This is a genomic window from Amycolatopsis circi, assembly GCF_003385235.1.
Classification (GTDB): domain Bacteria; phylum Actinomycetota; class Actinomycetes; order Mycobacteriales; family Pseudonocardiaceae; genus Amycolatopsis; species Amycolatopsis circi.
This window is the reverse complement of the sequence record NZ_PQIA01000013.1, coordinates 41612-56179: the sequence shown is the minus strand read 5'-3', so window position 1 is coordinate 56179 and position 14568 is coordinate 41612. Positions and strand designations below refer to the sequence as shown.

At 66.4% G+C, this 14568-nt stretch carries 15 protein-coding genes; 12 read left to right on the top strand and 3 right to left on the bottom strand.

Annotated features, from left to right (window positions below):
* Nucleotides 1–71 precede the first annotated feature (71 nt).
* From D0D37_RS06940 to D0D37_RS06910, 7 genes are all read left to right on the top strand, one after another.
* The gene (locus tag D0D37_RS06940) at nt 72–1121 is read left to right on the top strand and encodes a pyridoxal phosphate-dependent aminotransferase (protein ID WP_116199688.1); all 1050 of its coding nucleotides are present in this window, start codon (nt 72–74) and stop codon (nt 1119–1121) included.
* 160 nt (nt 1122–1281) lie between these two features.
* On the top strand, nt 1282–3042 hold the full coding sequence (locus tag D0D37_RS06935) for an ABC transporter permease (protein WP_116199687.1): 1761 nt from the start codon (nt 1282–1284) through the stop codon (nt 3040–3042).
* Nucleotides 3043–3058: 16 nt separating this feature from the next.
* Nucleotides 3059–4174, top strand: a complete 1116-nt coding sequence (locus D0D37_RS06930) for an ABC transporter substrate-binding protein (protein ID WP_116199686.1) — start codon at nt 3059–3061, stop codon at nt 4172–4174.
* Nucleotides 4175–4211: 37 nt separating this feature from the next.
* Nucleotides 4212–5372, top strand: coding sequence for an ABC transporter ATP-binding protein (locus D0D37_RS06925; protein WP_116199685.1), 1161 nt, complete (start codon nt 4212–4214; stop codon nt 5370–5372).
* A gap of 22 nt (nt 5373–5394) precedes the next feature.
* A complete protein-coding gene (locus D0D37_RS06920) occupies nt 5395–6660 on the top strand; it encodes an amidohydrolase family protein (protein ID WP_244223416.1) in 1266 nt (421 codons plus the stop codon).
* A gap of 2 nt (nt 6661–6662) precedes the next feature.
* Nucleotides 6663–6947, top strand: a complete 285-nt coding sequence (locus D0D37_RS06915; RefSeq protein WP_116199774.1) for a hypothetical protein — start codon at nt 6663–6665, stop codon at nt 6945–6947.
* Nucleotides 6944–7321 carry a Rieske (2Fe-2S) protein gene (locus D0D37_RS06910; protein ID WP_116199683.1) on the top strand — a complete coding sequence of 126 codons (378 nt, stop codon included), beginning with the start codon at nt 6944–6946 and terminating at the stop codon, nt 7319–7321. The genes D0D37_RS06915 and D0D37_RS06910 overlap by 4 nt, the downstream gene beginning before the upstream one ends.
* Nucleotides 7322–7806: 485 nt before the next feature.
* Here the strand turns inward: D0D37_RS06910 and D0D37_RS06905 are convergent, their stop codons facing one another.
* Nucleotides 7807–8388 carry a TetR/AcrR family transcriptional regulator gene (locus tag D0D37_RS06905; RefSeq protein ID WP_116199682.1) on the bottom strand — a complete coding sequence of 194 codons (582 nt, stop codon included), beginning with the start codon at nt 8386–8388 and terminating at the stop codon, nt 7807–7809.
* A gap of 80 nt (nt 8389–8468) precedes the next feature.
* On the opposite strand from D0D37_RS06905, the gene D0D37_RS06900 reads away from it, so the two are divergent.
* The gene (locus tag D0D37_RS06900; RefSeq protein WP_116199681.1) at nt 8469–9866 is read left to right on the top strand and encodes a cytochrome P450; all 1398 of its coding nucleotides are present in this window, start codon (nt 8469–8471) and stop codon (nt 9864–9866) included.
* On the opposite strand, the gene D0D37_RS06895 is transcribed toward D0D37_RS06900, so the two are convergent.
* Nucleotides 9849–11321: a SulP family inorganic anion transporter gene (locus tag D0D37_RS06895; protein ID WP_208719840.1), complete on the bottom strand. Its 1473-nt coding sequence runs from the start codon at nt 11319–11321 to the stop codon at nt 9849–9851. The genes D0D37_RS06900 and D0D37_RS06895 overlap by 18 nt on opposite strands.
* Nucleotides 11322–11569: 248 nt before the next feature.
* Here D0D37_RS06895 and D0D37_RS06890 point away from each other — a divergent pair, with 248 nt between their 5' ends.
* Genes D0D37_RS06890 through D0D37_RS06875 form a run of 4 tightly spaced genes read left to right on the top strand, consistent with a single transcriptional unit; the run spans nt 11570 to nt 14299 of the window.
* A complete protein-coding gene (locus tag D0D37_RS06890; protein ID WP_116199679.1) occupies nt 11570–12136 on the top strand; it encodes a TetR/AcrR family transcriptional regulator in 567 nt (188 codons plus the stop codon).
* A gap of 14 nt (nt 12137–12150) precedes the next feature.
* On the top strand, nt 12151–13350 hold the full coding sequence (locus tag D0D37_RS06885; protein WP_116199678.1) for an FAD-dependent monooxygenase: 1200 nt from the start codon (nt 12151–12153) through the stop codon (nt 13348–13350).
* Nucleotides 13347–13844, top strand: a complete 498-nt coding sequence (locus tag D0D37_RS06880) for a nitroreductase family deazaflavin-dependent oxidoreductase (protein WP_244223415.1) — start codon at nt 13347–13349, stop codon at nt 13842–13844. The genes D0D37_RS06885 and D0D37_RS06880 overlap by 4 nt, the downstream gene beginning before the upstream one ends.
* Complete coding sequence (locus D0D37_RS06875) at nt 13844–14299, top strand: NUDIX hydrolase (protein WP_116199677.1); 456 nt, start codon at nt 13844–13846, stop codon at nt 14297–14299. The genes D0D37_RS06880 and D0D37_RS06875 overlap by 1 nt, the downstream gene beginning before the upstream one ends.
* Here the strand turns inward: D0D37_RS06875 and D0D37_RS48735 are convergent.
* Nucleotides 14244–14561, bottom strand: coding sequence for a methyltransferase domain-containing protein (locus tag D0D37_RS48735; protein ID WP_425266904.1), 318 nt, complete (start codon nt 14559–14561; stop codon nt 14244–14246). The genes D0D37_RS06875 and D0D37_RS48735 overlap by 56 nt on opposite strands.
* Between the last annotated feature and the right edge of the window lie 7 nt (nt 14562–14568).

Below are 14568 nucleotides of genomic sequence, written 5' to 3'. Positions count from 1 at the left end.
ACTGATGGATGTACACGCGCTCAGAATTATGTATATTCATTACAGTTAATCATCCGGCCTGAGGAGGATGCATGCTGCTGGAGCTCCGCAGTGTGGTCGACCGCGTGCTCGCCGCCCCCGATCGCTCGTCTCGCGGTGCGCAGCCGCCGATCCGCTTGTCACAGAACGAAATGCCGTGGGCGCCTGCCGACGTCATCGTCGCGGCCATGACCGAAGCGGCCCGGAATGCCCACCGCTACCCCGATTACCACCGCACCGCGGCACGCGCTGCGGTTGCCGAGGCGATGGGTCTGGACGCGGGACGCATCGCGATCGACAACGGATCCGGCACGCTGCTGCACGCGCTCGCCCGGCTCGTCTGCGAACCTGGCGTGCACGGTGTGCGCCCGGCACCGTCGTTTGAGGCGTATGCGGCGGCGCTTTCGCTCGCCGGCGCGGAGTCCGCAGAGGTCGGTCTCGACGCGAACGGCGCGATGGATCTCGACGCGATGCTCGCCGCGGTCGGCCCGGAAACCCGCATTGTCTACCTCTGCAATCCCAACAACCCGACCGGCGGGCTGCGCGGCGTCGAGGATATCCGGGACTTCCTGAAAAGCGTCCCGTCGAACGTGCTGGTTGTTGTCGACGAGGCGTACCGCGAGTTCGTGTCTGCCGAACCGGTGGACGCGACTGTCGGATTGCTCGACGAGTTCGAGAATCTCGTGCTGCTGCGGACACTGTCCAAAGCGCACGGTTTGGCGGGAATCCGCGTCGGTTACGCCGCCGCGGCACCGCGGATCGCCGAAGCGCTGCGCCGCACGTCCGTCGGGTTCGCGCTCAACAGCGTGGCCGAGGCGGCGGTCATCGCGGCGTTGAGCGCCGAAGGATTGGCTGTGGCGAAGGAAAGAACGGCCGTCATCGTCTCCGAGCGCGCCCGCGTCGAGGCCGCGCTGACCGCGGCGAACGTCGCGTATGTGCCCAGTCAGGCGAATTTCCTTTTCCTGCCTGGAAACGCGGCCGACCTGCTGTCCCGTTTGGAGGCTCGCGGCGTGCTCGCGCGGCCGTTCCCGAAGGCGGGCGGGGCGCGCGTGACGATCGGGCTGCCCGAAGAGAACGACGCCGTACTCGCCGCTCTTCTCTGATCAGCGGTTTCCTCCGACACCGTGTCGGAGGAAACCGGAAGGACTTCGGAGAGCCGCTCGATGAGCCGCCGCACCTGAGTTCTTACGCTAACCGGCAGGACGGACGGAGCGGTTCGTCCCCGCGGCGGGTAACCGATCGCTCGCAGGAAGGAACGGTGCAGTGACCGAGCGCCTATTCGAGCACGACCGGCGGGCATCGATGCGCCGCTCGGTGACCGGCGGTGTGCTCAAAGCGACCCTGCTCGCCGGGCTCACGCTGATTTTCGTCTATCCGGTGGCGATGATCGTGCTCGGCGCCTTCCGCGACGGGCTGCCCTCGGACAACATGCCGTTCACGATGAGCGGCCTGCTCGCGGCGTTCGAGGCCCCGGAAACCTGGCACACGCTGTGGAACTCGATCCTGCTGGTCGTCGTGTGCGGCACGATCTCGGTGGCGGGCGGCGGGCTGTTCGCCTGGATCGCGGCCAACACGAACGTGCCCGGCCGCAAGCTGCTCACGCCGATCATGGTGGTCAACCTGTTCGTCCCGCCGCTGTTTCACACCCTCGGCTGGATCATGCTCGGCAACGCGCAGAACGGGCTGCTCAACCAGCTCGGCCGGGCGCTCGGCACGCACGGGCCGCTGATCAACATCCAGGGCTGGGGCGGGCTGATCCTGCTGACGTCGCTCGGCTACATGCCGTTCGCGTACCTGCTGCTGCTCGGCGCGTTCAAGAACCGGGACCAGTCGCTCGACGAGGCCGCGGCGATCAGCGGCGCGGGAACGGTGCGGACGTTCTTCACCATCACCATCCCCTCGGTGGGCCCGGCGATCACCGGCGCGGCCCTGCTGATCGCGGTGCTGGTGTTCCAGTCGTTCGACGGACCGCAGCTGATCGGCCGCCAGGCGGGCATTTACGTGTTCTCGACGCAGATATACCACTACGTCCGGGATGAGGCGCCAGCCGAGTACACCAAGGCGTTCGCGCTGTCGCTCGTGCTGATCCTGCTGGTGCTGCTGCTGTTCCTCGCCCAGCGCTGGATGCTGCGCGGCCGCAGCTTCACTACGCTCACCGGCAAGACGTCGCGGCGCGATCCGCAGGAGCTGGGCCCGGTCCGCTGGGTGCTGTCCGCGCTGATCGTCGTGGTGGTGCTGCTGAACTTCCTGCTGCCGCTGTTCGCGATGGTGCTCGGCAGCCTCCAGCCGATCTTCGGGGTGATGGGCACCGGGCTGACCCTGGACAACTACGTCACGATGCTCACCGACCCGCAGTTCAGCTCGAGCCTGGCGCTCACCGCGTGGCTCGCGGTCATCGGCGGTTTCGGCTCGATCTCGATCGCGCTGCTCACCACCTACGTGACCGCACGGCGCAGGGGATTCCTGCGCAGTTACACGTCGTTCGCGGTCTGGATCCCGTGGGCGCTGCCCGGTGTCGTGCTCGGCCTCGCCTACATGTTCGCCGTGCTCTACCTTCCGGCCTTCCGCGGGCTCTACGGTTCGGCGTTCCTGATGACGCTCGTGCTGGTCGTCGCGACGATCCCGGTTTCCAGCCGGATCGCCGAGGGCGCGCTCGCACAGCTGTCGCCCGAACTGGAGGAAGCGGGCCGGATGTCCGGCGCGAGCGCGGGCCGGGTGCTGGTGACCATCGTGCTGCGCTTGGTCATCCCGAGCTTCCTGGCCGGCTGGTTCCTCTCCGCGCTGTTCATCTCGGGCAACCTCGCCGTCCCGATGCTGCTCGCCCCGCCCGGCCTGGAACCGGTGTCGCTGACCGCCTTCCAGCAATTCCTCACCGGCGAGATGTCCCGAGGCGCGGCACTGTTCATGATCATCCTGCTAGCCGCGTTCGTGGTCCTCGCGCTCGCCGCGGTGTCCGTCAAGCTCGGCGGCCGGATCCTCGGCCGCGACCGTTCCGCAGGTCCGCTCTCCCGTCTCACCCCCTGACCCGAGAGGAAGAACAATGAAGTTCTCCCGTACGAAACTGCGCGCGCCCGCGCTGGCGGTCACCGCCGGCCTGCTCGCCGCGCTCACCGCCTGTGCGTCCGCGGGCGCGACCAAGTCGAGCACACCAGTCGAGGTCCCTGGTGCGTCAGCCGCGGCCAACAAATATATGAACGAGCTGTACGACAAGGCGTTCGCGGCCAACCACACGCAGCTCGTGCTGTACGGGCCCGGGGTGACCGCGAACCAGGCGCTGAACGACGTGTTCACGAAGCGCTTCCCCGGGATCAAGCTGCTCCCGCAGGACCAGGCCGACGCGCAGATCCTCACCAAGCTGGACACCGAGGCGCAGAGCGGGAACCGGATCGCGGACATCTACGTCGGCGGCGAATCGCCGCAGGCCGCCGCGAAGCCGAACATCTGCACCCCTGCGGACGTGCGCACCGCCGACCCGGGATTCAAGGTCCCGACCGACAACGACGGCCGGCTCACCTACTTCGCGTTGCGTTACTTCGGGTTCGTCTACAACACCGACCAAGTGCAGAAGCAGGACGCGCCGAAGAACTGGCACGACCTGCTCGACCCGAAGTGGAAGGGCAAGATCGCGGTCGGCGACATGACCGTGCCCGGCGGCATCCGGTACATCCTGGAATCGCTGATGCTGCCGGAGAACGAGAAGAAGTGGGGCCGCTCCTACCTGGAGAAGCTGGCCGCGCAGGACCTGCAGATATCTCAATCCGAGCCGATGGTCCCCACAGATGTGGCCAGTGGACGGTTCCCGGTCGGCATCGCCGTATATCAGGGTTACTTCGAGGCGCAGAAGCAGAAGGGCGCGCCGATCGACATGGTGTTCCCGCTGCAGGACGGCGGAAACTACATGGCGCGCTCGGCGCTGTGCCTGATCAAGGACGCGCCGCACTCCGAGGCCGCGCAGCTGTACGTCAACTGGCTGTACTCGCCGGAGGGCCAGAAAGCCTTGGCGGAGAAGGACAACTCCTACGGCCGCACCCCGACCGCGCCCGGCCCGGCCGGTCTGCCGTCGCTGGACAAGCTGCCGCGGCTGCCGTTCTCGAACCCGGACCCGGCGTTCAACAAGCCCTACTTCGACTTCATCACCCAGGCCTTCAAGAAGTAACGCCTCGCTCCCGGCCGAAGAGAAAGCGCAGGTCACGATGACCGAGGTCCAGGTATCCGGACTCACCAAGAAGTACGGCGCGAAGGCGGCGCTGCACGAACTGGATCTGACGATCGAGTCCGGGCAGTTCGTGACGCTGCTCGGTCCCTCGGGCTGCGGCAAGACGACGACGTTGCGCTGCCTGGCCGGGCTGGAGCGGCCGACCTCGGGCCGGATCGTCATGGGCGACCGGGTCGTGGTCGACACCGCGCGGCGCACCTTCGTGCCCGCGGACAAACGCCGGGTCGGCATGGTGTTCCAGAGTTACGCGCTCTGGCCGCACCTGAATGTCACGGACAACGTCGCGTACCCGCTGAAGGTCGCGCGGATGGCCGGCCGGGAGCGGGCGCAGCGGGTGCAGGAAATGCTTGACGCGGTCGACCTTTCCGACCTCGGGAAGCGTCCGGTCACCGCTTTGTCGGGCGGTCAGCAGCAGCGCGTGGCACTCGCCCGTGCGCTGGCCGCCCGGCCGGGGATCATCTTCTACGACGAGCCGCTGTCCAATTTGGACAGCAAGCTGCGGTACCAGATGGGCCAGCAGGTGCGCTCGCTGCACAACCGGTTCGAGACGACGTCGGTCTACGTGACGCACGACCAGGAGGAAGCGATCACGCTGTCCGACCGGATCATCGTGATGAGCGAGGGCGTCATCGTCCAGTCCGGGACGCCGAGCGACCTGTACGACCGCCCGAATTCGGCGTATGTCGCGGATTTCATGGGCTTTCAGAACATTCTGCCGGGGACGGTCACCGGTGTGCACGGCAAAACCGCTGAAGTGCGCGTGGATGGCACTTCGCTGGTTTTCTCCGGAATCACGACCGGCGACGTCTCTGTGGGTGACCGTGCCGACATCGCGTTCCGTGCGGCGCATGCCCGGCTGTCTCCGGGTGGTTCCGGTTCGGGGCGATTCCGTGGAACTGTCGAGCGCACCACCTATCTCGGCAGTGCCGTCAACCTCCTGGTTCGCGCGGACGGCCTTCCGATGCGCGTCCGCACCGAAACGGCCGAGCTGGCCGCGGAATCCGTCCCGACCGCGGGCGAGGAACACACTTTCGCGGTGAGCCCGGACCGCGCCGTCGTCATCCCGCACGAAAACGCGGCCCCGGCCGACGACGACTATCTGACCACGATGACCGATGCCGCCGTCGCGCCCCGCTGACGCCGGACGAAGGGAAGAATCCGTGCCCGATTTGAGTGTGCCGCGTTCCGACGGGCCGCGGATCCGGGAACTCGCCGAGATCGGCGGCCGCACCGATACTCGCGACGTCCTCGCCCACGCGACCAAACAGGCCGAGCGGGAGTACGACGACTACTTCATCGTCGACATCGACGCGCACGTCTCGGAAGATCATTTCTGGGGCGAGGTGCTGGAACTCATCGACAACGACGTGTGGCGCCAGATCGGGATGGACCAGTTCGGCAAGTTCGCCGGCAACAACGCGTTGCTGAACATCCAGCCTGGTATGTCACATCAGAGCGTTGGCGGACGGATCGGGCACCAGGGGCGCAAGGAGCCGCTCGACGGGGTGTCCGGGCATCCCTTCGTCGCCGCGGCCCGGCGTGGCATGGACGCGATGGGGCTGGATTACCAGGTTGTTTTCCCGAGTGCGATGTTGTTGCTGGGCATGCACCCGCAGGACGAGGTCGAGGTCGTGCTCGGGCGGGCGTTCAACCGCTGGTTGACGGAAGTCCTTCTGCCGCAGGATGATCGGCTCAAGGGGATGTTGTATCTGCCGTACAACACTCCGGAGGTCTGCGAGGAGCTGGTCGAGAAGTATGCCGATGATGACGGGATCATCGGGTATACGGTCTGTTCGACGCGCAACAATCCGGTGCACTCGGATGTCTACACTCGGTTGTACAAGCTGATCGAGGACAGTGGGAAGCCGCTCGCGTTCCACTCCGGGTATCACTGGGGCGACCCGTCTTTTGCTCAGCTGAACCGGTTTCTTTCGATGCATGCGCTGTCTTTCACGCATTACAATCAGATTCACGTGACTAACTGGATCATCAATGCGATGCCGGAGCGGTTTCCCCGGCTGAAGATGGTGTGGGTGGAGAGCGGACTCGCTTGGATTCCGTTCCTCATGCAGCGGCTGGATCATGAGGTGTTGATGCGGCCCAGCGAGGCTCCTGGGCTGAATCGGTTGCCTAGTGAGTATATGAAGGAAATGTGGTACACGAGCCAGCCGATGGAGCGGACCAGCATGGAGTTGCTGGAGGCTGGGATGAAGGCGTTCAACGCGGAGACGCAGTTGTTGTATTCGTCGGACTGGCCGCATTGGGACTGGGATGCGCCGTCTACTATTACGCGGCTGCCGTTTTTGTCTGAGCAGGCCAAGCGGAACATTCTGGGGCTTAACGCTGCTCGGGTCTTCAATCTTCCTACTGACCGTCGGAAGCCTGCTGCGCGGAGCGTGCTTCATGAGCGTCCTGGGGTTTCGTGATCATGACATCCGAACTGACGTCGTTGGTATCTCGGTTGGGCGAGTTGACCTCTGAGATCGCCTCGCAGGATCAGGCTGCTGCGGTCGCTGGCGAAGACATCGCGGAGCTGTTGTATGCGGCGGCTCGGCTGTTCTCTGCCAAGACTGACCGGGTGGGGAAGATCGCTTGGCCGATTCGCGAGGATGCGCTTACTGCGACTGAGACTGTTGTTCTGGTTACTGCGTTGCTGGATGCGGCGGATGTGAATCTTTTTGATATGGCGATCTGGTATCGGAGGGCCGAATGAGCGCTGTGCAGCGGGATGTCGTTGTTGCTGGGCTGGCGGATCTTCGGGTGCGTGAGCGGATCGTGGTGGAGGTCGACGGGCTGGAGGTAGGGCTTTACTTCCATGCCGGGGAGGTGCGGGCTTGGCATAATGTTTGCCCGCATCAGGGCGGTCCGGTTTGCCAGGGGAAGATCATGCCTCGGACTGTTCAGCCGGTTCGGGAGGATCGGAAGAGTGCTGGGCCTGCGTTTCATCCGGCTGATCGGAATATTGTTTGTCCTTGGCATGGGTTTGAGTTCGATGTTCTGACTGGGCGGCATCCGGCGGATGGCCGGGTGGGGTTGAGGGCGGTTCCGGTTCGGGTGGTGGGGGATGAGGTTGTGGTGACTGTTTGAGGCGGTGTGGGGTGCTGCTCGTCGCCTGGCGGCGACATTGCGCACGGGTCTCGGCGGGGCACCCCGAAGCTGATTGTGCTGACGGTCTGAGGGTGGTTGTCAAGGCTGGAAAGATGCCTTGACAACCACCCTCAGACCGCAGAGAAGGCTTCGTATCGGGGTGCGGGGGTGGTGTGGGTGCTTGGTGAGTTGGGTGCATCGGCTGCGGTTGGGTGGGTGGGTCCGTGAAGGGCTCCTTGAGGGAATCTGAGTCCGTGAAGGTTCCCCTCACGGACCTATCGCGGGTCGTGCGGAGCTGCTTGGGGTAGCTGCGTCTGTGAAGGTGGCCCTCACGGTCGGGCAGAGGTCCGTGAAGGGCTCCTTGAGGGAATCTGAGTCCGTGAAGGGGCCCCTCACGGACTGCGGTTGGTCGTGAGGGGAACCCTGAGGGACTCTGAGTCCGTGAAGGTTCCCCTCACGGACGCGCGGCGGGGGTTCCCGGCGCGTTAGATCGCTTCGGGATTCACGTCGACTGCTGCGAAGAGAGTGCGCGCGCAAAGATCCCGCAGTTCTTCCGTGCTGATCTTCGGCTCGTCCAGCCAGTCCAGAATCAACGTCGCCACAAAAGAAAGCCAACCCCGGACCGCCAGTTGGGTCGTCGGCGTGACTTCCCGCAGCAGGCTCACCGCGGCCAGAATTCGTTCAGCGTTCGCCGACATCCCAGCCTCGCAGATTTCCCGGATCTCGCGGTCCGCGTCACCGGCGCTGCGGTGCACGATGCGGTAGCCGTCGGGATGGGTGCGGGCGAATTCCAGGTATACCTCTAGCCCGGCGCGCAACTGTTCGGCTACCGGCAGTGCGGGGTCGGGTTCGCTCATCGCCAGCAGTTGGTCGCGCTGCCCGCGCACGATCGCGGCGAAGAAGTCCTTCTTGGTGGGGAAGTAGTGGTACAGCAAGCCACGCGAGACGCCCGCGATTTCGGCTACCTCTTCGATCCACACCTCGTCGTACGGGCGGCCCGCGAACAGGCCGGCTCCGATGGCCAGCAGCTGTTTGCGCCGCTGTTCGGTGCTCAGGCGCGTCCGCATCTCCCCAGCTTACTTGACACCGGTTCAGCAGCGGGGGATCGTGACCCTATTGGATGTGGGTTCAGTAGGGGAGCGAAACTGTGGACACCACCGCGATTCCGCACCGGCCGGGCAGGCTGCCGGTGGTCGGCGACATTCTCGGGGCCAGCTTGCGCACGCCGCTGCAGGGCACCATGCGCGTCGGCGAGAAGCTCGGGCCGATTTTCACCCGCAAGTTCTTCGGTGTCGAGATCGTGTTCGTCAGCGGGATCGACCTGGTCACCGAGCTGAACGACGAGACCAGGTTCGGCAAGCACGTCGGGCTCGGGGTCGAGCGGCGGCGTGCGGTCGCGGGTGACGGGCTCTTCACCGCGCACACGCGAGAGCCCAACTGGCGGCTCGCGCACGACATTCTGCAGCCTGCGTTTTCCGCCGAGGCGATGCGCCGGTATCACTCGATGATGCTGGAGGTCGCCGGCGAGTTGACTGCGTCCTGGGACCGCGCGAGCGGTCCGGTCGACGTTTCGGCTGACATGACCCGGCTGACTCTCGAGACGATCGGTCTTGCCGGGTTCGGGTATCGGTTCGGGTCGTTCGAGCGCACGGAACCGCATCCGTTCGTGACCGCGATGATCCGTGCGTTGCGGTTCGCGCAGTTGGAGAACGTCAAGCTTCCGTTCGTGCGGCGTGCGCTGGCTGGGTCGGTGGCGCAGAACCAGGCCGACATCGCGACCATGACGAACCTGGTCGACGAGGTCATCGAAGGCCGCCGCCGCGAGGGTGGCGAGGCTCGTGACCTGCTCGGGTTGATGCTCACCGAGGGGCATCCGGTGACCGGCGAGCAGCTCGACCCGGTCAATATTCGCAATCAAGCCATCACGTTTGTCGTCGCGGGCCACGAGACGACGTCCGGCGCGCTGTCGTTCGCGTTGTACTACTTGACGCGCCACCCCGAGCTGCTGGCGAAGGCGCGCGCCGAGGTCGACGCGGTGTGGGGTGATCGCGAACCGGCCTTCGGCGACGTCGCGAAGCTGCGGTACGTCCGCCGTGTGCTCGACGAGGCGATGCGGCTGTGGCCGACTGCGCCCGGCTACTCTCGGGAAGCCCGTGAAGACCTTGTCCTGGGCGGAAAATACCCGATGCGCATGGGCGATTCGGTCATCATTCCGCTGCCGATGCTCCACCGCGACCCGACGGTGTGGGGGCCGGATCCGGAGAAGTTCGACCCGGATCGCTTCGAACCGGCGGCGGTGCGGAAGCGCCCGGCTCAGGCGTACAAACCGTTCGGCACCGGGGAACGCGCGTGCATCGGCCGGCAGTTCGCGTTGCACGAAGCGGTGCTGGCGTTGGGGATCATGTTGCAGCGCTACGACTTCGAGGCAGACCCGGCGTACGAGCTGAAGATCGTGGAGTCGTTGACGCTGAAGCCGAGCGGGTTCACGGTCCGGCCGCGGATCCGGGAGCGGGCGGCGGTGCTGACCTCAGCCGCTGGCCGCTAGCTCCCCGGACAGCGTCTCGTGCATCGCCGCGCTGTGTTTGTTCAGCCCGACGATCTCTACCGTCTTCCCGCGCGCCTCGTACTTCGTCGTGATCGCGTCGAGCGACGCTACGGTCGAGGCGTCCCAGATGTGTGCGGCCGACAGGTCGATGACCACTCGAACCGGATCGTCGGCGTAGTCGAACTGGTAGACGAGATCGTTGCTGGACGCGAAGAACAGCGCACCGGTCACCGAGTACCGGACGCTTTCGGGCTCGCGCACCGCGGTCACCTCGACCAGGTGCGCGACCCGCCGCGCGAAGATCACCATCGCAGTGATCGACCCGACCACGACGCCGATCGCGAGGTTGCTGGTCGCCACCACGATGCCCACGGTCACCGCCATCACGGCGACCTCGCCGACCGGCATCCGCTTCAGCGTGGCGGGCGCGATCGAATGCCAGTCGAACGTGCCGAACGCGACCAGCACCATCACCGCGACGAGCGCCGCCATCGGAATCTGCGACACGACCGGTCCGAACACCAGGCACAGCACCATCAGGAACGCCCCGGCGAGGAACGTCGACAGCCGGGTCCGGCTGCCCGCGACCTTGACGTTGATCATGGTCTGGCCGATCATCGCGCAACCGCCCATGCCGCCGAAAATCCCGGTGACGACGTTGGCGATGCCCTGCCCGACCGCTTCCCGGGTCTTGTTCGAGCGCGTGTCGGTGAGGTCGTCGACCAGCTTGGCGGTCATCAGCGATTCCATGAGCCCGACCAGGGCGAACGCCAGCGCGTACGGCGCGATCAGGCCGAGTGTGCCAAAGGTGAACGGCACGTCCGGGATCCCGGGCATCGGCAGCGCTGAGGGCAGCGCGCCCTTGTCGCCGACGGTCGGCACAGCGATCCCGGCCGCGATCGTCAGCGCGGTGAGCACCACGATCGACACCAGCGGCGCGGGGACGGCCTTGGTCAGGCGCGGGAAGAACACCATGAGCGCGAGACCGCCGGCGAACAGCGGATACACCGGCCACGGCACGTCGATCAGCTCCGGCACCTGTGCCAGGAAGATCAGGATCGCCAGCGCGTTCACGAACCCGACCATCACGCTGCGCGGCACGAACCGCATCAGCTTCGCCACGCCGAGCGACCCGAGCACGATCTGGAACAGCCCGCCCAGCACCACCGTCGCGACGAGATAGCCGAAGCCGTGCTCCCTCGCCAGCGGCGCGACCACCAGGGCGATCGCCCCGGTCGCCGCGGAGATCATCGCCGGACGGCCGCCGACGAACGCGATCACCACCGCCATGGTGAACGACGCGCACAGGCCCACCCGCGGATCGACGCCGGCGATCACCGAGAACGAGATCGCCTCCGGGATCAGCGCGAGCGCGACGACCAGCCCGCCGAGGACTTCGATACGCGCGACCCGCGGCGACAGCCACGCCGGCCGTCGAAGGGACACAGTGGACAGTGGCGAGCGCACAGTGGATGACCTGTCGGTTTCGGGGACGGGCAGAAAGAGCCGCTTCACACGGTAGAGGACGGGCCAGGCATCGCCGCCGCGTCCCGCCTTCAGGTGAGTCTTGGATCACCCGCCTTTCCTGGCGCGACGGACCGCGCTACGATCAGGGCATTCGTACAGGACGATCGCCCTGGACGACTGACCGGGGCGATTGGCCAGGACGATTGACCAGGGCGTTCGCCCAGGAAGGAGCGGGGATGAGTTCTCCGGCGGCGGCGCGCGGCCACGAGGTGCGGCAGCGGTTGCTGACCGCAGCGGCGGAGCTGGTGCCGGAACGCGGTTGGGCAGCGGTGAGCACCCGGGTGCTGGCCGACCGGGCCGGGGTGGCGCCGAGCGTGGTGCACTACCACTTCCCGTCCCTGCAGGCATTGCTGCGCGAGGCCGTCCTCGACGCGATGCGCGAGGTTTTGGAGAGCGTCGGCCCGGCGCTCGCCGCGACGCAAAACCCGGCTGACCTGGTGTCCGCGCTGTTCGGGTCGGTCGAGCCGTACACCGGGGTGGACCCGTTGTCAGTGCTGTTCGTCGAGGCGTACCTGGCGGCAAGGCGCGACGAGGAACTGCGGGACCAGATCGGTGGCCTGCTTCTGGCATTCCGTGCGCAGGTCAGCCTCTGGCTCGCCGAGCGCGGCGTCCCGGAACCGGACGCGACCACCGAGGTCCTGGTAGCGACGATCGACGGCTTGCTGCTGCACCGCGGCCTCGTGCCCGGTGGCGATCCAGCGGCGGTCACCGCCGTCCTGCGCGGGTTGGTCACGCTGCCCTAGGGAGGGGAAATGCGATGAGGATTCTGGTCTGCGGCGCGGGCATCGCCGGGCTGGCCGCGGCGAACCGGCTGTCCGCGCTGGGCAACGAGGTGACGCTGGTGGAGCGGTCGCCCGGACCGCGCCCGCAGGGATACATGATCGACTTCTTCGGCCCCGGCTACGACGCGGCCGAGGCGATGGGAGCGCTGCCCGCCATCGAGGAAGCGGCGTACCCCATCTCCGAAGCGATTCTCCTTGACGGACAAGGGAAACGTCGATCCGACATCCAGTTCGCCCAGTTCGCGCGCACCGTCGACGGACGGTTGCTGAGCGTCCTGCGGCCAGATCTGGAACAGGCTTTGCGCACGTCACTGCCCGCCGAGGTCGAGCTTCGGTACGCCAGCGGGGTAGTCGCGATCGAGGACGACGGCGACCGGGCGTCCGCCACTCTCGCGGATGGTTCCGTGCTGGAAGCCGATCTGCTGATCGGCGCCGACGGAATCCATTCGACAGTCCGGGGCCTCGTGTTCGGCGAGGAATCGCAGTTCCTCCGCTACCTCGGCTTCCACACCGCGGCGTTCCTGTTCAAGTCGCCGGAGATCCACGCGGTGGCGGATGGACGCTTCTGCCTCACCGACACCGTCGGTCGGCAGATGGGTTTCTACGGTCTGCGCGCCGGGACGGTCGCCGCCTTCGCCGTCCACCGCACGCCCGATCCCGCCTTGCCCGACGACATCCGGGCTTCGCTGCTGGACACCTACGGCTCGCTGGAGTGGGTCGTTCCGGAAGCACTCAAACTCTGTCCTCCGGCGAAGGAGATCTACTACGACCAGGTCGCCCAGATTGAGATGTCAACGTGGAGCAAGGGGCGGGTCACGCTGGTCGGGGACGCGGCGTACGCGGTGTCGCTGCTGGCCGGACAGGGCGCGTCACTCGGGATCGCAGGCGCGTACGTGCTGGCAGATCAGCTGAACCGCGCTTCGTCGATCGCCGAAGGGCTGGCGGAGTACGAACGGCTCTGGCGCCCCGTCGCGGCCGACAAACAACAGCTCGCCCGCAACGGCGCACGGTGGTTCCTCCCCGACAGCAAACTGCAACTCCAGCTGCGGCGACTCGCGCTGAAACTGGCCCGGTTGCCCGGAGTTGACCGATTCGTGGCCGGGAGTTTGACCGGGAAGTCCACCGCGCTCATCACGAACCTGCACCATTCGGCAAGGGAAGGAGTCCGACCGTGAAACCGATCGCGCGCACGGTCTTCAAGGCGCCGGCGAAGCTGTACGACCGGGACCTGGGATGGTTGCTGGGCAAGCGGTTCCTGTGCCTGACGCACGTCGGCCGCAAATCCGGCCGCGAGTACCGGACGGTGCTGGAAGTGATCGGCCTCCGTCCCGACACCGACGAAGTGCTGGCCATCGCCGGTCTGGGCCCGTCGTCGGACTGGTACCGCAACATCCAGGCGGCCCCCGCCGCCGAGGTCGCGATCGGCCGCCGAAAGTTCGTCCCATCCTACCGAATCCTCGACGAACCCGAAGCAGCCGACGCGATCGCCGACTACGAACGGCGAAACCTGCTGCTGCGCCCCGTTTTGCACCCCGTGCTGAGCAAACTGCTGGGCTGGCGCTACGACGGCTCCGACGCTGCCCGGCACCGGTTGGTCCAGCAATTGCCGATCGTCGCCTTCCGCCCGCGCGGCTCCGCCGAAACCGACCAAGAAGGTACTGGCCACTGATGAACTACATCGCCGAGCTGCGCGAACTGGTCGGCACCCGCCCGCTGATCCTGCCCGGAACGTCCGTGCTGATCGCGGACGAGCGCGGCAGGCTGCTGCTGGTGTTCCGGGAGGAAAGCCAGGACTGGGGTCTGCCCGGCGGGTTCCTCGACCCCGGCGAGTCCTTCGAGGACGCAGGCCGTCGAGAGGTCCGGGAGGAGATCGGCCTGGTGGTGCGGGACCTCGAGCTGCTCGGCGTCTATTCGGGGCCGGAGTACTTCTACCGGTACCCGCACGGGGACGAGGTGCACAACGTCACTGCTGCGTTCACTGCGACCGTTGAGAACATCGAGGTCACCGTGGACGGGGCGGAGATCACCGGCTACGAGTTCTTCGCACTGGACCGGCTTCCGGACGACATCATCGCTCCGGAGAAGCCGATCGTCGAGGATTATGTGAAGAAGTTCGGGGGCTAGGTTTCTGGTGTCGGGGCCCGGCGTGTCGTCCTCCAGGAATAGCGATCTCCGGCCCAACTGCTTCCATGTCGAACCAGTGCATCGCGTTGCCGGAAAGCACGGCGTCGACGGACGCGTCCGGCAGCGGGATCGACTCGGCACTTCCTTGCCGCGCACGGCGGGCAACTCCGGTGAATCCAGCTGGGGCGATCGGCCGTCTCGGCGGGGCCGCTGATCGGGTTGAACGGGTGCCGTAAGCGGCGATCGTCGGCGCTGACGGCACCCGTAAG